Genomic DNA, 20112 nt, shown 5'->3' on the forward strand with positions numbered 1-20112 from the left:
ACGCGATCTCACGCACGGTTACTGGCGGTCGCCGGTGACCGGTGCCCATCCGCGCCGCCACCGTCTTGCCACCAGTCCCCAGCTCCGCCATCGACGAGCATCCCCCCTCACGATCGGAGACCCCCATGGACGACCGAACCCCGCCCCGATCCGCCGCGCTGAGCCGCCGCGGCGTGCTGCGCGGCGCGGCCCTGCTCGGCACCGCCACCGCGGCCGGCACCGCGCTCGGCGGCACGCTCGCCGCCGGCCCCGCCCTCGCCGGCCCGGCCGGCTTCCCCAACTACCGGTACGTCCGCGACGCGTTCGCCGGGCGGCTCGCCTACAACCCCACCGGCGAGATGATCTTTCCCTGCGTGCGCGGGGTCTACGACAAGATCTCCGGCGCGCGCGGGCGGTACTACCTCTACTACGCCCCGCACGACGCGCCCGGCGGCATCTGCCTGGCCTACGCCGACCGGCTCGAAGGCCCCTACACCGAGCACCCGGGCAATCCGATCGTCGACCGGGTGCTGCCCACCACCACGGTCAGCCACGTCTCCTCACCGCACGTGGTGTGGAACGCCTCCAGCCGGGAGTTCTTCCTCTACTTCCACGGCGAGAACTTCACCACCCGGGTGGCCCGCTCCCGCGACGGCATCACCTTCACCAACGAGACGCCGATCCTGAGCACCCGCCTGGTGCCGAACACCACCGAGACCTCGTACGCCCGGGTCTTCGAGCACCAGGTGGCCGGGCGGAACAATAAGTACGTCATGCTCTTCATGGGCGCGCACACCATCCGCCCCGGCACTCGCAAGATCTTCTGGGGCTGGTCGCCGAACGGCTGGGACCAGTGGCAGTTCGCCCCGAACCCGTTGATCTCGCCCGCCGGTGACGGGCTCACCGACATCTCCAGCCCGCACCTGCTCAAGCGCAACGGCACCAGCTACGTGGCGTACCACGGCAACGACGGCCGGATCCGGCTCACCGAGGTCGGCAACAACTTCGACCGGGAGGTGCACCTGGGGGTCTTCCACGCCCCGATCGCCTCGGACAACGGCCGGGTCGCCGCGCCCGCCTTCGGCACCGACGGTGGCGTCTCGTACATGGTCTACGAGGCCGGTCCCCGGCTCAGCGCCCGCATCTGCATCGCCCGCGCCGTCTGACCGGGCCCGGACGGGGATGGGCCCATCCGGACCCCATCCCCGTCCACCTGTCCCAGGGCTCAGAACAGGGTGGTGGGCGCGACCGGGATCGGCTCGGGCAACCGCGCCAGCCCGGGTACGCGGGCGCGTACCTCGTCGTGGAAGCGGCGGGCGAGGGTGGGCGCGTCGGCGTTGTCCGGGGTGTGGACGAAGACGGTCGGCGAGCGGCCCTCGCGGAGCCACCCGGCGGTGACGTCGATCCAGCGTTGCCACCCCTCGACGGTCCGGTCCGGGTCGTCGCGGCCGAGATACCGGACGATCGGCCGGTCGGTCAGCGCGACCGTACGCAGCGGCATCCGGGGCTTCTTGGTCCAGGCGTCCCGTTCCGCGTCGCTGGTCGGCGGGATGGTGAAGAACGCGGTGGTGTCGAAGGGGATCCACTCGGCGTCCACCTCGCCGAGCGCGGCCTCCAGCAGTTGCGCGGCGCGTGGATCGGTGAAGAACCCGGGATGCCGGACCTCCACGGCGGAGCGCTGGCCGGCCGGCAGCCGGCGCAGGAACCGGGCCAGGGTGGGTACGTCCTCCGGCCCGAACGAGCCGGGCAGCTGCACCCAGAGGGCGTGGGCGCGCGGGCCGAGCGGCTCGATCGCGTCCAGGAAGGCCCGCATCGGCTCGGTCACCTCGGTCAGTCGGCGTTCGTGCGTGACGACTTTCGGCAGCTTGACCACGAACCGGAAGTCGGGGTCGGTCTGCTGCGCCCAGGTGGCCACGGTGTCCCGGGCCGGGGTGGCGTAGAACGTCGTGTTCCCCTCGACCGCGTCGCACCAGCCGGCGTAGTGTCGCAGCCGCTCGTGCACCGGCAGGGGATGTGCCAGCAGACGGCCCTGCCACGACCGGTGCGTCCACATCGCACACCCGACGTGCAGCCGCATGCGCCCCCCCGCCCGTGACCGTCGGCTGGCCGGCCAGAGGGTCCAAGCCGCCGACGTACCGTATCTGGTCCGGGAAGATTAGCTGAGAGATCGAACCGTCCGGCACTCTCAACCGGAGTACGGGTCGACAGCCAGGCTCGGCCGAATCGAACGGGAGACAGCCACCGGATGAGCGCGCAGCGATGTGTCGCCGGCAGCGACGGCGGGCGGGAACGGCTGGCCCTCTACCTGCTCGGCTTCCTGCCGGCCGATGAGGAGTTCGAGGTCGAGGCGCACCTGCTGCGCTGCGCCGGGTGCCGAGCCGTGACGGCGGGGCTGAGCGAGGTGGCGGTCTCCGTCGCGACCCTGCCGGCGAGCACGGTCCGTGAGCTTGAGACGGGCGGGCCGGAGGCGGAGGCCAGCCCGATCGTGGGCGCCGAGCCGGGGTTGGCGCCATCCGGGTGCGGTGCGCCGGTGGCCCGAGGCGGTGCGCTTCCACCGGCCCCGCGCCGCGGCCGGTTCCGCCGGGTGCTCCGGCCCGCCCTGGTGCTGCTCGTCGGCGTGGCCCTGGCCACCGTCGCGTTCGCCCTGGTCGCCTCGGCGCTGTGATCCGCAGCCGGAACGCCACCCGGTGAACCCGGGACCGCTCCGGCACGTAGTGGCAGTGGCGCGGGAGCCCGGTAGTGGCGCGGAGGCCCGGTAAGTGGCGCGGGGGCCCGGTAAGTGGCGCGGGGGCCCGGCGGTGGCGGCTGCCAGGCCGGCCGCCAGGACCAGGACAGGACGTGGAGGCTGCGGCGTGAGGGACAACTCCAGCGAGGACTCCTGGGAGCAGGCCGCCGAATGGGAACACGCGGCCGGGGCGGACCACGACGAGTCGCATGGCGGCTGGATTCTCGGCGGACTCGACCCGGACGAGGTCACCCTCGAACCGGCCCCCGACCAACCGGCACCCGGCGCTGCGGCCAGTGCGCTGACCGGTCCAGCCGGGTCGACGGGGTCGACGGGGTCGGCCGGGCCGACGCGGTCAGCCGCTTCGCACGTGCCGGGTGCGTCGGCCGGGCCGGTGGTGGCCGGTCGGGGAAGCCCGGCCCGGGCACCGCGCCAGCGGCTCCGCGCGGTGCCCGCGAAGCTCCTGGTCGTCGCCGGGACGCTCGTCCTGGTCGCGGCGGCCGTCGGCCTGACCGCCGGGCACGGGTCCTCCGGGCAACTCGGCGTCACGCCGCCGGCCGGGGGCACCACCCCGGATGGCCCGCCTCCGGTCAGCCCGCCGACCGAGCCGGCCGACCTCCCGTCGGCCGCGCCCACCGTCGAGGTCCCGCCCACCGTCGAGGGCACACCGGCCGGGAGCGACGGTGCCGGGCCCGATGGCGGGGACGGGCGTGGCCGCGGTGACGACACCGGTGCGAACGGAGACGCCGGGCGCACCGCCGCGCCGCGCACCAGCAGCCAGCCGGGCGCAGGTGCCGCCCGGCCGACCCCGGCCGCGTCGCGCGCCGTCGCGCCGCCCGCCACCACCACCGCACCGGCGTACGCCGCCCCACGGGCCGACATCACCGTCCGGTTGGTCAGCTACGCCACCGGGAAGTCGGCCGGCGTGAGCGGCGGCTCCGGTGCGGACGGCGCACGGGTGGTGCAGAGCGCGAACGCGGGCGACACCGCCGCGCACTGGCGGATCCTCACCGGCCGGTCGGGCTGCTACCACTTGGTCAACGTGCGGAGCGGCAAGGCCTTCGACAACACCGACGGCACCTCCGTCAACGGCGTGCAGATGCAGCAGTGGAGCTACGACAACGGCAACCCGAACCAGATCTGGTGTTTCACCGGACTGGGCGGCAACCGATACTCGATCAAAAACATGACCAGCGGGTTCCTGCTCGACATTCGGGACGGCGGGACCGCCGACGGGGTGGCCGTACAGCAGTGGAACGCCGATCCCGCCAACCCCAACGTCAACCAGACGTGGCGGCTCGTCCAGGTGCCGTGACCGGGTGGGCCGACGGTCGCCTGCTCAGGCAGCGGGTGGTGGGGCGGTCCGATCTCCCCGGCTGGCCCGCAACCGGCTGAGCAGATCCTCGACGTCGAAGGGCCGGTCGGTGGCCAGGTCGGCCAGGTAGACCACGGTGGGGTCGCCCGCGTCGACGCCGAGCACCCGGAACCGACTGCCCGGGGCGAAGACGCAGGCCGGCCCGTCGGCGGAGAAGGTGGCGTCCAGGTGGCGGCCGGAGGCCGACCAGATGACGCAGGTCAGCCCGTCGGTGGTGGGCGGGCCGGGGGAGAGCCGTGCCCGGACGAATCCGGGCTCGACGATTTCGACGCCGGGTGCGTAGCCGATCTCGGGCCGGTCGATGGTGGCGAAGACCGGCCCGAACACCAGTGGCATCCGCGCCAGCGCCAGGGCGGTCGCCGCCCCGGCGGGGCCGCCGCCGGCCCACGCGCGCAGCGCGATCAGCGCCGGGTCCGTACCGCCGGAGCTGCCGTCGTCCCGGTCGCCCGGTTCCCCGGCGGTGACCTCCTCGGCCGGCCGGTGGTGGCCGTTGATCCGCCGACCGACGCGTCGCCGGCCGTCGGGCGGGCGCGGGGTCATCCGGGCCGCGAGAGCCGCCAGCGTGCTGGCGCAGGCGGTCGGCAGCACCGGGCCCACCGGTCGGGCGGCGGCACCGGGGGGATGGGCGGTGAAGCCACCGGCGGCGAGCAACGCACCGGCCACCGTCAACGCGGCCGGACCGGACGGCGCGTACACCGTGGCACCCCAGGCGGTCGCGAGGTCGGCGAGCAGCGCGGCCCGGACGGCCGTGTCCGGATCGACGACGACCAGCGGCATGCGGGCCGGGATGCCCGCCTCCAGCAGCAGGCTGGCCAGGCCCACCGCGCCGATCGTCGTGCCGTCCACGGTGAACCCGCGCCGGCCGGCGGCCACCTCGATGACGGTGGTGGCGATGGCGGCGACGAAACCGAGCGGCGGTGATCCGTCCGGCAGGAACGACCAACCCGCCGCGGTGGATCGGCCGGCGACCTTTCCCCGGGCCTGGGCGGCCCGGGGGGCGGCCGATGGCTCGGGGACCGGTGGAACGCCCGTCGGGGCGGGCGTATCGCCCGGGTCCGGCGCGGTCACTCCGGCGCGTTCGGGCGGCGCGGTGACGGCGTCGATTGGCAGCACGACACCGTCCGGGGTGACCGGCACGAGCCGTCGACCGGCGCCGGTCCGGGCCGGTACCGCGCACCGGAGCCGTACCGGCAGGTCGGCGAGGGCGGCGAGCCCGGTGCCGGCCGGCAGCGCGCCGGGCAGCAGCACCAGCCGGGTCGCCGGGTCGGGACGCAGGGCGGCCACCGCGGCGACGAGGTCGTCGACCGCCACGGGCCGGCCGCAACCGCCGACGAAGAGCGTCGCGGCGTCGGCCTCGCGGGGCAGGCTCTCGACCGTCCCCGAACACTCGGCCGGGGTGCCGGGTGGCAGCAGCCACAACCCGGCCGGTACGGGTCGGGCGACCAGCCCCGGTCCGTGCCAGCGTTGCGGTGCCGGCGTCTCCGGCCAGGCCGGTGTGGGTGACCAGGGTGCCTCGTCGTGACCGTCGCCGGCAGCGCTCCGGGTGTGCCAGCCCAGTGGACTGTCGTCGGGCGCGGCCGGCTCGGTGCGGCTGACGCAGGTCCCGTCGGCGGCGACGGTGACCCGGCCGAGCGGGCCGGTGACCGGGCGGCCGAGGCGGGTGGCGACCTCCCGGATCCCGGAGATCCGTGCCGCCCGGTCGGGCCCCTCCCCGAGCAGCACCAGCCGTACAGCCGGCCGGGCCGCAGCGGTGCGGTCGAGCGCCTCGGCGACGAGCCGGTAGACGTCGGCCCGGCCGGTCACCGCCGGTGAGGTCACCACGACCGTCTCCGGGTGGGCCCGGGCGAGCGCGGTCGTCACGGCCCGTAGCGCCGCCGCCTGCTTGCTGCCGGTGTGCAGCAGCAGCGCTCCGTGGATCTCCTCGAATCGGACCGGCGGGGCCTCGTCGCGGACCGGACGTCCGGTGGCCATGGTCACCACGGCGCGTCCCGCCCGGCCACGGTGAGCGCATCCAGGGCCTGGTGGGCCACGACGGGGACGACCGGAACGGCCCGGTAGCCGGCGGCCCTGATGTGGTGGAGGAGGTCGGCCTCCGGCGCCATCGAGTGGCGACGGAGGTAGTGGACCAGCCCGTCCGGCCAGACCCAGATCCCGTCGGAGCGGTAGCCCATCGGGACCACCCCCGGCGTGCCGTCCAGGACGTCGTCCATGGTGGACGTGGTGCTGACGATCGGGGAGCCGCCGGTGAGGAAGGCCAGCACCCGGTCGCGTTCGCCCTCCGAGAGCGCCTGCCGGCCCACCCCCGGCGGGGTGCCCGGGTCGAGCAGCCGGGCCACTCGGGGGCGGGTCAGCGCCGCCGGGTCGGTCCGGGCGAGCGCACCGGTCGGGTCGCTGGCCCAGATCAGCGTCGCACTCGCCAGCGCGGCCCGCTGATAGGGCGGCAGCAGCAGCGGGGCGGCGAAGACCTCCACCTGGGGTGCCGGCTCGCCCGCGTGCGACAGCACCTCCTGCAACCGGGCCGCGGTCATGGCGAGGAGTTCGCCGTCCGCCACGGCCAGGACGAGGAAGAGCTGCTTCGGCGGGGGATAGCCGGTGGCCCGGTCCGGCGCCCGCCACACCTGCCACACCGCTCGGGCCGTACCCTCCGACTCCAGTTCGACCGCCGCGACGCAGGCCGCGGCGGCCGGCCCGAGATCGGCCGGTGGCGCCGGGCCCGTTCCGGGGGCGGGCCGCGCCGGATCGGTGGTGCTGAACGAGACCGGCGGGAGGCCGGAGTGCCGTGCCCCGGCATCGGCCGCCGGTTCACCGGCGGCCGAAAGCAACACCAGGTCGGATTCGGAGAGCGGGATCCGGGCGGTGGCCCGCGCATGGTCCACGATCGCCGCCACCTCGTCGGCGGCGCCCCGGGCGAGTCGGTCCCGGGCGGTGGCGACCAGTTCGTCAGGAACCCATCCGGCGACCCGCAGCAGCAAGTGGTGGAACGCGGCGACCGACACACCCGCCTCCCGATCGGACGTTGGCGTACTTCGTGACCCCTACTTCGTCGCGCGGGCACAGAAGGTTCATCTCGCTGTAAAGAATCACTGCCCTCTGCGATGTTTCGTCGGCCAGCACGCGGGACCGTCGGGTCAGTCACTGATACGGAGGGCAACATGATCGCGACGGCCGGTTGCGTGGCCTCGGAATCCGCCGAGGTGAAGCTCCACACCCTGCACAAGCTGCACAGCGTGGCGCTGCTCAACTACCTGGTCAAGCTCACCCTGGGCGACCGCCTGCTGGCCGAGGACATCCTGCAGGAGACCTACCTGCGGGCCTGGCGCCACCTGTTGCGCAACGAGGCGGCTGACATTGCGATCTTCCGGCCGTGGCTCTTCACGGTGGCGCGACGGCTGGTCGTGGACATGCTCCGGGCCCGTCGGGCCCGGCCGACCGAGGTGATGGCCGAGGACCTCACCCGGATCTGTGCCGGCGAGGACCGGATCGACGAGGTGGTCGGGGCGCACGTCGTCCGGGACGCCCTGCGCCAGTTGAGCGTCGAGCACCGGGTCGTGCTGCTCGAACTCTACTTCTACGGCCGCTCCCCGACCGAGCTGGCGACGCTGCTGGGTATCCCGCTGGGCACCGTGAAGTCCCGGGCGTACTACGCCAAGCAGGCGCTGCGCGCCCAGCTCGACCGGTAGGGGGCGGCACATGCGACCCCGTACCGCCGCGAGGTCCGTCGCGGCAGCCTGCGCGGCGCTCGGACTGGTGGTGGCGGGCGCACCGCCGGCCGCCGCCGACCCGGTCGACCCGCCCGAGCTACCGACGGTGACCGACGGCTGTCTCGGCCCCTCCCCGGTTCCGGCCGGCGGGCCGATCTCCTGGCCGCTGGCCCGGTTGGCGCCCCACCAGGTGTGGCCGCTGAGCCGGGGTGAGGACGTGGTGGTGGCGGTCCTCGACTCCGGGGTCAGCGCCACCGCGGTCGGGCTGACCGGCGCGGTGCTGCCCGGCCGCGACGTCGTCTCCGGTGGCCCCGCGCGCTCCGACTGCCTGGGCCGGGGCACCGCGCTGGCCGGCATCGTCGCCGGCCGTGACCAGCCTGGCGGCACCGTCTTCGGGATGGCGCCCGAGGCGACCGTCCTGCCGGTCCGGGTGATCGACGCGCAGCGCAGGACCACCGCGAAGGCCCTCGCCGACGGCATCGACGCCGCGGTCGCCGGGGGCGCCGACATCGTCGTCCTGGGCACCGGCGTGCCCGCCGACAGCGGCGCCCTGCGCGCCGCGGTGACCCGCGCGACCGGCGTGGACGTGCTGGTCGTCGCGCCGGTCAACGACCGCGCCGCGACGGTGGCCGGACAGCCGCCACCGGCCTGGTTCCCCGCCGGGCACCCGGCGGTCCTCGCCGTCGGCGGGATCGACATCGACGGTCGGCCCCGGCAGCAGCCGGCACCGGACGGCGGCCCGGACGTGCTGGCCCCCGGGGTCGGCGCCGTCGTCCCCGGGCCGCAGGGCCCCGGTGTCTACACGGCGGACGGATCGGCGGTCGCCGCCGCCTACGCGGCCGGCGCCGCAGCGCTGCTCCGCGCCTACCATCCCGATCTCGACGCGGCACAGGTACGGAATCGGCTGCTCGCCACCGCCGAACATCCGCCGGGCGTGGCGGTCGGCACCGTCGACCCCTACAGCGCGGTCGCCGCCATCGATCCCGACGCCGGGGCCCGGTCCGTCCGGCACGGCGTCACGCCGGTCGTCGTTCCGGTCGCCCCGCCGCCGGACGGCGCGCTCGCCCGCGCCCGGGTCGTCACCGCCGCGATCGGCACGCTGACCCTGCTCGTGGCCGCCGTCTTTAGCATCCGCGGCGGCTGGCGGCGGAACCGGCCGGCCCGGCCGCCCGCCTGACCGGAGGCACCGCGTCAGCGGACCGCCGGCTCGGCGGCCGGCTCGGCGTACGGGGTCTGGATCATCCGGCTGCCGCGCCGGGTGCAGAGCAGCGCCCGCCCCGGCGGCAGGATCCTCGGCTTGGTGTTGCCCAGCAACGGACCCTCGTTCGGCGGGCAGGAGAGCACCACGTCGGGACTGTTGGTCTCCTGGAGCCGCCGGATGACCGGGTCCATCTGCATCCGCATCGCGCCCGCGGCGGCCCGGGTCAGGACGACGTGGAAGCCGATGTCGGTGCCCTGCGCGAGGTACGGGATCAGCGGCAGCAGCGGGCTCTCGTGCCCGCCGAGCAGGTCGTAGTCGTCCACCAGCAGGTAGAGCCGGGGCCCGGTCCACCAGTCGCGGGCCCGCAACCGCTCCGGGGTGATGTCGGTGCCCGGCATCCGCAGCTTGAGCCCCTCGATCGCCGACGCCACCGTCGACCGGGTCGACTCGACCGAGACGGAGTAGCCGACCCGGTACTCCTGCGGGATCCCGTCGAAGAGCGCCCGCCGGAAGTCCACCGCCATGATCCGGGCCTCCTTCGGGGTGAACCGGCGGGTCAACGCGGCGGCCACGTACCGCAGCAGGCTGGTCTTCCCGGACTGCGCGTCGCCGAGCACGGTGAGGTGGGCGAGTTCCCCGAAGTCGTGCCAGACGGTCTGTAGGCGCTCCTCGTCGACCCCGATCGGCAACCGCAGGTCGCCCTCGGCGGGCGGCAGCTCGGCGGCGGGCAGCACCGCCGGCAGGGTCCGCACCCGGGGCGCCGGCTCGCCGTCCCAGAACTCCCGGGCCGCGGCGGCGAGCGCCCGGGTGCCGTCGGGCATGCTGGCGTCGTCGGTGATCCCGTCGATCCGGGGCAGCGCACCCAGGAAGTGGGTCTTCTGCGTGGTGAGCCCACGACCCGGCACCCGGGGTACGGTCGCCGCCGCCCGCAGGTCGATCGCCGAGTCGACCGGGTCGCCGAGCCGCAGCTCCAGCCGGGTGCCGATCTGGTCGCGCAGCCCGTGGTGCACCTCGGACCAGCGGGCGGTGGTCAGCAGCAGGTGCACCCCGAAGTTGAGGCCCCGCGCCACGATCTGCCGGATCGCCGTGTCCACGGCCTCGAACTCCTGCCGCAGCGTGAACCAGCCGTCGACGACGAGGAACACGTCGCCGTACGGGTCGTCGACCGCCCCGGCCGCCCGCTGCCGCCGGTAGGCGGCCATGCTGTCGATCCCCTCGGCCGCGAAGCGCCGCTCGCGGTCCGCGATCAGGGCGCTCACCTCGGCGACGGTACGGGTGACCCGGTCGGTTTCGAGCCGCCCGGCGACGCTGCCCACGTGCGGCAGCTCGGCGATCGTGGCCAGCGTGCCGCCACCGAAGTCGAGGCAGTAGAACTGCACCTCACGGGGGCTGTGGGTGAGCGCCAGCGCACAGATCAGCGTGCGCAGCAGCGTCGACTTGCCGCTCTGCGGCCCACCGGCGATACCGAGGTGTCCGCCGATGCCCGACAGGTCGGCGGTGAGCAGCTCGCGGGCCTGCTCGAAGGGCTTGTCCACGTACCCGACCGGCACCACCAGGGCGCCGTTGCCGGGCCAGCCGACGGCCCGCAGCCCGGCCTCCGGGTCCGGCGCCAGCGCGGGCAGCATCTGGTCCAGGGTGGGCGGGCGCAGCAGCGGTGGCAGCCAGACCTGGTGCGCCGGCGGGCCCTGGTCGACCAGCTGCGCCGTGACCACCTGCAACACCGATGGTCCCCGGCCCTCCGGCGGCCCCCCGGAGGTCGCGGCGCCCTCCGCCGGGTCCGGCTCGGCAACCTCGGTCACCTTTTGCGGGGGCGTGTACAGCAGCCGGTACGGCACCACCTGCCGCTGCACCACGTCGAGGTCGAGGCGGTGTCGCTGGGCCCGGTGTGCCCCGGAGACGTACGCCGCCTTGAACCGGATCAGCGAGGAGACGTCGGCCCGCAGGTAGCCGTGCCCGGGCTGGGACGGAAGCTCGTGCGCGTCGGGTACGCCGATCGCGGTGCGGGACTCGATCGCCGAGAAGGTGCGCAGCCCGATGCGGTACGACAGGTGCGTCTCCAGGGCGGTGATCCGGCCGTCGTCGAGCCGCTGGCTGGCGAGCAGCAGGTGCACGGCGAGCGACCGACCGAGCCGGCCGATCATCACGAACAGCTCGATGAAGTCGCGGTGCGTGGCGAGCAGCTCGCTGAACTCGTCGACGACCACGAAGAGTGTCGGCAGCGGGTCGAGGGGCTCACCACCGGCGCGGGCCCGCTCGTACTCCAGCACCGAGGTGAACCCGCCGGCCTGCCGCAGCAACTCCTGCCGGCGGACCAACTCGCCGTTGAGCGCCTCCCGCATCCGGCCGACCAGGGCGGCCTCGTCGGCCAGGTTGGTGATCACGGCGGAGGTGTGCGGCAGCTGGTCGAGGCCGAGGAAGGTGGCACCGCCCTTGAAGTCGACCAGGACGAAGTTGAGGATCTCCGACGAGTGGGTCATCGCCAGGCCCAGCACGATGGTCCGCAGCAGCTCGCTCTTTCCCGAGCCGGTGGCGCCGATCAGCATGCCGTGCGGGCCCATCCCGCCCAGCGCCGACTCCTTGATGTCCAGCTCGACCGGCTGGCCCTCGGCGTCCACCCCGATCGGGATCCGCAGTCGCTGGGTGACCGACCGCGGCCCCCACTGCCGGGCCAGGTCGAGGTTGCCGACGTCGGGCACGCCGAGCAGGGTGCCGAGGTCGAAGTCGGTGCTCAGCGCCTCCGCCGCCGGTTCGGTGGCGATGCTCAGCCGGTACGGCGAGAGGATCCGGGCGACCGTGCGGGCCTCCGCCGTGGTCAACTCGTCCGGCCGGGCCAGCCGGGTCCGCACCTCCCGGCTGACCTGGTCGTGCTTGACCTGGTGCAGCCCCTCGTCGGTGAGGTCGGCCCAGAGCACCCCGCGCGGCACCGCCGGTGGCGGCGGCCCCAGGTCGACGAGGACGGCGTTGCGGTAGCCGCCGGAGGTCATCCGCGAGCCGGGCGGGATGCGACCGCCGTCGCAGACCACCACGACGTACGGCTCGTCGCGGCTGGGGGCGGCCCCCGCCTCCCAGCGTGGTCGGCCGAGGAATTCCGGGCCGAGCAGGCGCTCGATGGCGTCCACGCTCTCCGCCGCGAGCCGGGCCGGACCGGCGGCGTCCTGCTCGGTCGGGTGCTGCGCGTGCGGCAGCCATTTGATCCACTCCCACTCGGGCGTCGTCTCCTCGCCGACGCAGACCGCGACCAGCACCTCCTCCGGCGCGTGGAACGTGGCGACCTGTGCGATCAGGGCCCGCGCGAACGAGCGCCGCCGCTGCGCGTCGCCGGTGACCCGGATCTGGTGGAAGGCCGGTAGGAACAGCGCCACCGGGAGGTCGGCCACCGTGTTGTACGCGTTGATGAAGCGTCGCAGCGACTTGGCCGCCAACGGCTCCAGATCCTCGATCGGCTTGGTCTGCAACGGCGCCATCCGGGTCGCCAACCGTTGCTGGCCGGTGCCGATCCGTACCTCAAGGAAGTCGGGGTGGCTGGGTCGCCGCTCCCAGCGCCGGGTGGTCGACGCCACCGACCAGAGCGCGCCCGGCTCGGGGTGCCGCCACACGGTCGCCTCGCGCTGGGTATCGATCGAGCGGCGGACCCGCTTGCGCTGCTGCGACAGGTAGCGCAGGTAGTCGCGCCGATCGCCGCCCATCCGGCGCTTGCGTTCGCCCGAACTCATCGCCAGCTGCCCGACCACCATGCCGATCATGGCCACGCCCATCATCGAGGCCATCACCCAGGTGAGCATGCCGCGGCTGCCGCCGAGGAACATCATCACCATCACACCGGACATCAGCATCATCGGCAGGATCGTCATGACGCCGCGCAGCCCGCCCGGGGTCACCTCGGGCAGCACCGGCGGTTCCTGCAGGCTGATCTCGCCGCTGGGCAGTTCGGGCCCGGCCCGGCGCGCGGGACGCCGGAAATAGACGGTGCTCACGGTCACCTCCCGTGGCCGGCACCGGGTCGGGTCGGCCGGACATTACAACGCGGCCCGGCGTACCCGGGGATCATCCGGTTCCACTTTTTCCGCCGTTCGATGAACCCTGGGCGCGGGCGGACGTTGTCTACGCCATGACCGTGACCGCTGCCGGCGAGATGTGCCGCCTGGTCGTCTGTGGACCGACCCGCGAGGCCGAGGTGTCGGTGCCCGCGCACGTCGTGGTCTCGGACCTGCTGCCGGTGCTGCTTGAGTACCTCGGTGAGAACCTGGTCGAGACGGGCCTGCTGCACGGCGGCTGGGTGTTGCAGCGGCTCGGCTCGGCCCCCTTCCCGCAGGACTCGACGGTCTCCGCGCTGGGGCTGCGCGACGGCGACGTGGTCCACCTGCGACCGGGGGCCGAGCAGATACCGCCGGTCGACTTCGACGACCTCGTCGACGGGATCGCCCACGGCGTCAAGCAACGGCCGGGCCGGTGGACCCCCGCGCTGACCCGCTGGACGGCGCTGGCCGGGCTGGTCGTGCTGCTCGGCACCGGCATCGCCCTGCTCGCCCTGCCCGGACATGCCGGGCACCGGGCGCTCGCCGCCGGTGGGCTCGCGCTGGCCTGCCTCGTCGGGTCGCTCGTCGCCGGGTACGCCGTGGTCGACCGTGCGTTCAGCGTCACGTTCCTGGTCGCGGCGCTCGGGTACGCGGGTCTCGCCGGGCTCTCCGCGGCCGATCCGCGGCTGGGCGTGGTGGCGCTGCGCCTCGATCCGCCGACCCTGTTCACCGCCGCGGTGGCGGTCGTGGCCACCGCGGTCCTGGCCGCGCTGGTCCTCGCCGCGGTCCGGCCGCTGCTGCTCAGCATCGTCGTGGCCGGCACGCTGACCGCCGGTGCGGCGGCGCTGGCGGCCTACGCCGGCCTGACCGCGGTCCAGGCCGCGGCGGGGTTGCTGGTGGCCGCGGTGCTGGCCGGGATCCTGGTGCCGGTCGTCGCGTTCCGCCTCACCGGACTGCGGCTGCCGCCGCTGCCCACCCAGCCCGAGCACCTTCAGGAGGATCTCGACCCGATCCCCAGCACCGAGCTGCTGCCCAACGCTGCCACCGCGGACCGGCTGATGACCGCCCTGTACGCCGGCATCGCGGCGCCGACCGTGGTCGCGGTGGTGCTGGTGGCCGCCGCGCCGGGCTGGGCACCGGCGACCCTGGTCGCCCTGGTGGCGGCCGTACGCTGCCTGGCGGCCCGCCCGATGACCAGCGCGTGGCATCGGGCGGCGCAGCTACTGCCCGCGGTCGTGGGCCTGGTCGCCCTCGCCGTCGCGCTGTCGGCCGCCGCTGGCCCGCTCACCCGGCTGGTGACGCCGCTGGTCGTCCTGCCGCTGGGTGCGGCCGCGCTGTTCGCCGCCGCGCGGGTGCTGCCCGACCGCCGGCTCACCCCGTACTGGGGCCGGGTGGGCGACCTTGCCCAGACCGTCATGGCGACCGCCATCGTGCCGGTCTTCCTCGCCGTCCTCGACGTGTACGGGTTCGCCCGTGGAATCGGGGGCTGAGTCGTGCAGTCCCGGCGGGACCAGGCGCAGGCCCAGTCGTACATGGTGGGCCGGCTCACCGCTGCGCTGGTGATGGGCGAACCGGAGGCGCTGGAGAATCCGCACCGCCGGATGCTCACCGGAATCCTCGCCGGGCTGCTCATCGGCGGCCTGGCGGCCGGCGGTTTCGTCGTCTTCGGCCTGCTCCGTCCGGGCGGCGCCACCGGCTGGCAGAAGCCGGGCACGCTGATTGCGGAGAAGGAGTCGGGCGGCCGTTTCATCCTGGTGGACGGCCAGCTCCGTCCGGTGCACAACTACGCGTCGGCGGCGCTCATCTTCGGCGAGCGGCCGGCCGTGGTGCGGGCGTCGGCGGCGTCGCTGACCTCGGTGCCCCGGGGGCTGCCGCTCGGCATCGTCGGCGCACCCGACACGTTGCCCCCGGCCGACGGCCTGGCCGGGGTCACCTGGAGCGCGTGCGTGCTCGGCCCGGTCGGCGTCACCGAACCGGAGCGCACCGGTACCATGCTGATCCTGGGTCGGGACGGCGGCGGTACGCCGGTCCGCGCCGACGGGGGCTTCACCGTCAACGCGGGCGGGCAGACGTACCTGGTCGCGGAGGGCCGCCGGATGGCGCTGGCCGAGCCGTGGATTCCCCGGGTGCTGGGCTATCCGGCCGCGCCGACCGTACCGGCGGGCTGGCTGGACCAACTGCCGGCCGGGCCCGACGTCAAACCGATCGTGATCGCCGGCCTGGGCGAGCCCGGCCCGGTCGTGGACGGCCGGCCGACCAGGATTGGCCAGGTCTTCGTGGCCCGGGTGGTGGGTACCCCGGACCGCTACTTCGTGCTGCGCCGCGACGGCCTGAGCGCGGCCGGCGACACCGCCGTGGCGCTCCTGCTCGGTGACCCGGCGACTGCGGCGGCCTATCCCGACGAGCCGGTACGCCCCCGGGAGCTGACCGCCGGCGCGCTGGCCGGGCTCGCGGTGTCGGCCGGGGACCCGCTGCCCGCCGGGCTGCCCGTGCGACCTCCGGTACCGGTCACCCCGCCCACCGGGCAGACCTGGTGCGCCGAGCGACACACCCCGGAGGGGCCGGTCGTGATCACCACCCGGTCGGTGCCGGTCGGGATGGTGCCCGGGGACGTGCCGGGCTTCGACCGCGCCGGGCCCACGGCGGTCGCCGTCTCGGTCGACCCGGGCGCGGGTGGCCTCGTCCGCCAGGGCCGTCCCGGCCAGGCCAGCGGCACCAGCTTCTTCCTGGTCACCGACGCCGGGGTGAAGTATCCGATCGCCAGCGCGGACGCGGCCACGGCGCTGGGCTTCCCGCTCGACGCCGCGCAGACGGTGCCGGCGCCGGTGCTGGCCCTGCTGGCCACCGGCCCGGTGCTCGACCCCGCCGCGGCGAGGAGGTGATGCGGAAGTCGCTTTCGCCGGACCACACCGGCGCCACCCACCAGGACCCATCCGAAAGGCAGACAGATGAGTACGCAGTTCCAGAACCAGGTCGACGACGCCACGATCGTCAACACCCTCAACGCCTTCGAGACCACGATGGCCACCGTGAACGCGGCGATGCAGTCGGTCGAGGCGGTCGGCTCGTCGGTGCCGTGGACCGGCGTCGCGGCCAACCAGTACCGGTCCGCGCTGCAGGACTGGATCGCCGGGGTGAACCAGGTCCGCAACGGCCTCGAACAGCTGCGCACGGCGATGACCCAGCACCTCAGCATCTCGTCCAACGCCGAGGACGAGGCCGCCCAGCACGCCCAGTGGTACGCCTGACCCTCGCCCGTACCCATTAGGACCCGTACCACCAGGAAAGGACTCCGAAGTGGCAACGTACTCGCTCAACCCGAACGGCCTGCTCGACTCCGGCGCGGAGCTGCGCGGCGTGACGAACTCGATCCAGAACGCCATCAACGACCTCAACGGGTACGTGAACCAGTTCATCGCCAGCAACGCCGGTGGCGCCGCGAGCTCCTACCAGGCCGCGCAGAACACCTGGAACCAGGGGCTGGCCCAGATGAACCAGGCGTTGGACCGGGGCGCGCTGGCGATCGACCAGATCCGCGACAACTACCAGATCGCCGACTCGCAGGGCGCCGCCCTCTTCCAGGGCAACGTCTAGCTCGGGCGGGAGGTGCAGTCATGCCCATCAACGTGGACGACGCCTTCCTGCGTCGTGCCTCGGACGTGAACAGCCGGACCGCCGAAGAGGTGATCGTCGCCCCGGGCGGCAACATCGACTCGATCACGCTCCGGCCCGGGCACATCAATTTCGCGCTCGGCACCCGGGTGCAGACCGCGGTCTCCGGAGTCGGCACGGCGATGCACGCCCGGCTGACCGAGATCCGGGACACCGCCAACAACCGGTCCTCGCAACTGGACATGTACATCGCGATCTCGGACGACACCGAGGGCATCAACAACGTCTCGGCCGCCGAGTTCCTCTCCGCCACACCCGCCTGGAACGTCCCAGGCTCCGCTGCCTGACCTGCCGGTCGGCACGGCCGCCGCGGCCGTGCCGACCGGCGCCGACCCGAAGGGACGACGATGACGCAGCCGCTCGAGTGGGCACCGACGATCCGTACCGTGCTCGGGGCCGAGGCCGACATCGACCCGTCCCGGATCATCGACTGGGTCTGGATAACCCTGGACATGTCGTTCTGGGAGTCGCGGGAGAGCACGGAGGGCCACACCGCCCGGCCGTGGCGGCACCCGATGCCCAACGGCACCGACTGGAACAAGATCACCCTCTACCGGTACCGCAACCTCGGCAGCCGGAACACGATCAACTTCCAGCTCATCCGGGCCACCGTCAACTTCTACGAGGGCGGTAACAACTCCCCCCGGAACAACGCGGACCTGCTCATCAACACGAGCCGCGCGATCATCGACGGCATCCGCGGTAACCAGCACCTCGATCCGCAGATGTTCCGCGACGTCGCCACCTACTTCCGGAACCTGCACACCTACCTGACCGGAGCCGGCCAGACGCCGCTGCGATCCCTCCACGACGAGATCGAGGACGGCGGCGCGATCGAGGGCTCGGCGGCGGACGCGTTCGCCTGGGCGATGCGGGACATGGCGCTGGGCATGGAGCAACTCGCCGAGAACATCAGCGGGCGCTTCGAACTTCTCTACAACCACTACCTCAACACCGGCTGGCCGTACGTGCTCGACCAGACGGCGGCGGCGATCGACAACTTCCGGGAGCGGATGGAGGCCGCCTGGACGTCGTTCGTGGGGTGGACGAACCACGATCCGAACCGTCTCGTCCGCGAGCTGCTGCTGTCGATGGAGCGCCAGGTCGACGACGCCCCACGTCGTGGACGGACCGGGAACCGGCAGGAGGCCTGGGTCTTCGACTTCGGCGAGGTCCTGCCCAACAGCGGCAACTCCAGCTACGACCTGATCCAGTTCGCTGAGTGGAATCGGCTGGACTCCGATCTGCGGACGGAGTGGATCAACGGCTACGAGCAGCTCAACGAGGCGTCACGGACCGCCACCCGGGTGCTGATCAACAGCTACAACGACCTGCTGGATGCCTTCGCCCGGGGCGTCATCGCGCTCCCGCACATCCCGTACCCGGGAGCCAACCCGTTCGGCGGTGGCGACGGCGGTGGCGGTGGCGAGTTCGGCGGTGGCGACGACGGCGACGGCGAGTTCGGCGGTGGCGGTGGTGCCGAGTTCGGCGGTGGCGGTGGCGGTGGCGAGTTCGGCGGTGGCGGTGCCGAGTTCGGCGGCGGTGGCGGCGCTGGCGGTGGTACCGACTTCGGTGGCGGTTCGGAGTTCGGTGGTAGTGGCGCGGGCTCCGGTGGGCTGGGCACCGGCGGCCTCGGCCTCGGCGCAGCGCGGCCGGACGGAACCGGTGGCCTGGGATCTGGTGGCCTGGGATCTGGCGGCTTCGAGTCCGGCGGCTTCGAGTCCGGCGGCAGCGGCAGCGGCGGCACCGGGTCCGGTGCTGTCGGGTCGGGTGCCGGCTCCGGTGCCTTCCTGCCCGGCGGGGCGATCGGCGGCGGCACGATCGGCGGGATCGGTGGCGGAGGCGTGCCGGGCCGTTCCGGCACCGGGTCGGGCTCCGGTGGCTCGTTCCCCGGATCTGATGATCGCGTTCCCGGCGCGGGCAGCGGGGGTGTGGTCGGCGGATCACCCTCCCCGCTGGTGCCGGGCGGCTCGGGGTTCGAGTCCGGCGGTCTCGGCTCGGGCGGTGCGGGCCAGGGCTCCGGCGGCTCCGCCGGCTCCGGCTCGGGCTCCGGCGGGTCCGGGTTCGACCTGGGTGGTCTGGGGCCGGGCTCCGGCTCGGGCTCCGGCGGCTCCGGCCTGGGCTCCGGTGGGTCCGGGTTCGACGTGGGTGGTCTGGGGCCGGGCTCCGGTGGCTCCGGGTCCGGCTCGGGCGGTACCGGGTCCGGCGGTGCCGGCGAGTTCGCTTCCGACCGACCGGCCGGCTTCGCGCTCGGGCCACTGGGCACCCCGCCGGCCGGTCACCTACCCTCCCCGCTCGACAACTACTCGGCCGCAGCGCTCGCCGGGGGCGCGGTGGCCGCCGGTGGCCACAACGCCGGCACGCTGCCCGGCGGTATGGGCGGTATGCCCTTCATGCCGATGGGCGGCATGGGCAACCCGGGCGGCCGGGAGAACGAGAAGGAACGCGAGCGCACCACCTGGCTCGCCGAGGAGCAGGACGTCTGGGGCACCGAGGCGGACGTCACCGCGGCGGTCATCGGCCGCGAGGACCACCAGACCGAGACGGCCGACCAGCCGACCCGGCGTCCGAGCACCGCGCGCCCCGGCCAACCGACGTACGAGCCGACCCGCGGGCGCGGCACCCGATAGCACCGTCACACAGAGAGGCAGGCAGGCATGTCGACGTCGTGGCATGAGGAGATCGAGCGGGCGTACGCCGAACTGGAGCGCAGCCAGCAGGCGATAGCCCAGGTACAGCGGGACATGTCGGAGCGTACCGTCACCGTCACCGCGCCGAACCGGGCGCTCACCGTGGTCGTCGACGCACAGGGCTCGATGGTCGACCTCACGTTCCCCACCCGCGCCTACCGGTCGATGGCGGGGCCGGAACTCGCCGCGCTGCTCATCGAGACGATCGCGGAGGCCCGGCGACGGGCGACCGACGAACTGGCCGCGATGTTCTCCGCGGTGCTCCCCCAGGGCGCCCCGATCGTCGACATGCTCAACGGCACCGCCGACATCGACCAGATGATCAACGACGCGGTACGACTGGTCCGTGACCAGCCCGGCGCGCCGAGCACCGGACGGGGGTGACCGACATGGCGGTCTACGCGGACACCGATCTGCTGCGCGCCGACTCGTTCGCCGCCTTCGTCGAGCACATGCAGGGGGTGATCGACGCCCTCGAAGCCGCCCTCGACAGCAACCTGCCGGTGGCCGACTCCATCCGGGACGAGTCCGACCGGGCCCTGGTCGACGGCATCGCCGCCCAGATCGAGCAGATCCGGCTGATCCTGGTCGGGCTGCGCGACCTCTCCCGGGGCGACGCGAACCAGGTCGAGCTTCTGAGTCGGCTGCTCAGCCAGGTGGAGGAACTCAACACCGACGTGGCCAGGTTCGGCAGGACGACCACCTGACCACCGGTACGTCCGGAACAGCGCAGCGCACCGACGAAGGGCACGG

At 73.9% G+C, this 20112-nt stretch carries 17 protein-coding genes; 13 read left to right on the forward strand and 4 right to left on the reverse strand.

The annotated features are described in order from the left end of the window. Positions 1–125 precede the first annotated feature (125 nt). Positions 126–1145, forward strand: coding sequence for a hypothetical protein (locus ACQPYA_RS06835; protein ID WP_433531795.1), 1020 nt, complete (start codon positions 126–128; stop codon positions 1143–1145). A gap of 59 nt (positions 1146–1204) precedes the next feature. Here the strand turns inward: ACQPYA_RS06835 and ACQPYA_RS06840 are convergent, their stop codons facing one another. Then, entirely contained in the window at positions 1205–2032 is an 828-nt protein-coding gene (locus tag ACQPYA_RS06840) for a DUF72 domain-containing protein (protein WP_433533401.1), read from the reverse strand. 192 nt (positions 2033–2224) lie between these two features. Here ACQPYA_RS06840 and ACQPYA_RS06845 point away from each other — a divergent pair, with 192 nt between their 5' ends. Together ACQPYA_RS06845 and ACQPYA_RS06850 are read left to right on the forward strand one after the other, a co-directional pair. Then, entirely contained in the window at positions 2225–2644 is a 420-nt protein-coding gene (locus tag ACQPYA_RS06845; protein ID WP_433531796.1) for a zf-HC2 domain-containing protein, read from the forward strand. A gap of 187 nt (positions 2645–2831) precedes the next feature. After that, a complete protein-coding gene (locus tag ACQPYA_RS06850) occupies positions 2832–4019 on the forward strand; it encodes an RICIN domain-containing protein (protein ID WP_433531797.1) in 1188 nt (395 codons plus the stop codon). Positions 4020–4043: 24 nt separating this feature from the next. Here the strand turns inward: ACQPYA_RS06850 and ACQPYA_RS06855 are convergent, their stop codons facing one another. Further along, entirely contained in the window at positions 4044–6050 is a 2007-nt protein-coding gene (locus tag ACQPYA_RS06855) for a hypothetical protein (RefSeq protein ID WP_433531798.1), read from the reverse strand. Between the two features lie 2 nt (positions 6051–6052). Further along, a complete protein-coding gene (locus ACQPYA_RS06860) occupies positions 6053–7075 on the reverse strand; it encodes a hypothetical protein (protein WP_433531799.1) in 1023 nt (340 codons plus the stop codon). 156 nt (positions 7076–7231) lie between these two features. On the opposite strand from ACQPYA_RS06860, the gene ACQPYA_RS06865 reads away from it, so the two are divergent. Together ACQPYA_RS06865 and ACQPYA_RS06870 are read left to right on the forward strand one after the other, a co-directional pair. After that, positions 7232–7759, forward strand: a complete 528-nt coding sequence (locus ACQPYA_RS06865) for a sigma-70 family RNA polymerase sigma factor (protein WP_433531800.1) — start codon at positions 7232–7234, stop codon at positions 7757–7759. Positions 7760–7769: 10 nt separating this feature from the next. Beyond that, a complete protein-coding gene (locus tag ACQPYA_RS06870) occupies positions 7770–8957 on the forward strand; it encodes a S8 family serine peptidase (RefSeq protein WP_433531801.1) in 1188 nt (395 codons plus the stop codon). Between the two features lie 14 nt (positions 8958–8971). On the opposite strand, the gene eccCa is transcribed toward ACQPYA_RS06870, so the two are convergent. Next, positions 8972–12955 carry a type VII secretion protein EccCa gene (gene eccCa, locus ACQPYA_RS06875; RefSeq protein WP_433531802.1) on the reverse strand — a complete coding sequence of 1328 codons (3984 nt, stop codon included), beginning with the start codon at positions 12953–12955 and terminating at the stop codon, positions 8972–8974. 134 nt (positions 12956–13089) lie between these two features. Here eccCa and eccD point away from each other — a divergent pair, with 134 nt between their 5' ends. The 8 genes from eccD (at position 13090) to ACQPYA_RS06915 (ending at position 20066) form a co-directional block, all read left to right on the forward strand. Further along, the gene (eccD, locus tag ACQPYA_RS06880) at positions 13090–14487 is read left to right on the forward strand and encodes a type VII secretion integral membrane protein EccD (RefSeq protein ID WP_433531803.1); all 1398 of its coding nucleotides are present in this window, start codon (positions 13090–13092) and stop codon (positions 14485–14487) included. 3 nt (positions 14488–14490) lie between these two features. Further along, entirely contained in the window at positions 14491–15879 is a 1389-nt protein-coding gene (eccB, locus tag ACQPYA_RS06885) for a type VII secretion protein EccB (RefSeq protein WP_433531804.1), read from the forward strand. Between the two features lie 66 nt (positions 15880–15945). Then, positions 15946–16245 carry a hypothetical protein gene (locus tag ACQPYA_RS06890; protein ID WP_433531805.1) on the forward strand — a complete coding sequence of 100 codons (300 nt, stop codon included), beginning with the start codon at positions 15946–15948 and terminating at the stop codon, positions 16243–16245. Positions 16246–16294: 49 nt separating this feature from the next. Continuing rightward, the gene (locus ACQPYA_RS06895; RefSeq protein ID WP_433531806.1) at positions 16295–16591 is read left to right on the forward strand and encodes a WXG100 family type VII secretion target; all 297 of its coding nucleotides are present in this window, start codon (positions 16295–16297) and stop codon (positions 16589–16591) included. Between the two features lie 20 nt (positions 16592–16611). Continuing rightward, positions 16612–16956, forward strand: a complete 345-nt coding sequence (locus ACQPYA_RS06900; protein WP_433531807.1) for a hypothetical protein — start codon at positions 16612–16614, stop codon at positions 16954–16956. A 60-nt stretch (positions 16957–17016) separates the two neighbouring features. Next, complete coding sequence (locus tag ACQPYA_RS06905) at positions 17017–19299, forward strand: WXG100 family type VII secretion target (RefSeq protein WP_433531808.1); 2283 nt, start codon at positions 17017–17019, stop codon at positions 19297–19299. Positions 19300–19326: 27 nt separating this feature from the next. Next, complete coding sequence (locus ACQPYA_RS06910; protein WP_433531809.1) at positions 19327–19743, forward strand: YbaB/EbfC family nucleoid-associated protein; 417 nt, start codon at positions 19327–19329, stop codon at positions 19741–19743. Between the two features lie 5 nt (positions 19744–19748). Next, the gene (locus tag ACQPYA_RS06915; protein WP_433531810.1) at positions 19749–20066 is read left to right on the forward strand and encodes a hypothetical protein; all 318 of its coding nucleotides are present in this window, start codon (positions 19749–19751) and stop codon (positions 20064–20066) included. Positions 20067–20112: the final 46 nt, after the last annotated feature.

The sequence above is a fragment of the Micromonospora sp. CA-263727 genome (assembly GCF_050942455.1).
GTDB lineage: Bacteria > Actinomycetota > Actinomycetes > Mycobacteriales > Micromonosporaceae > Micromonospora.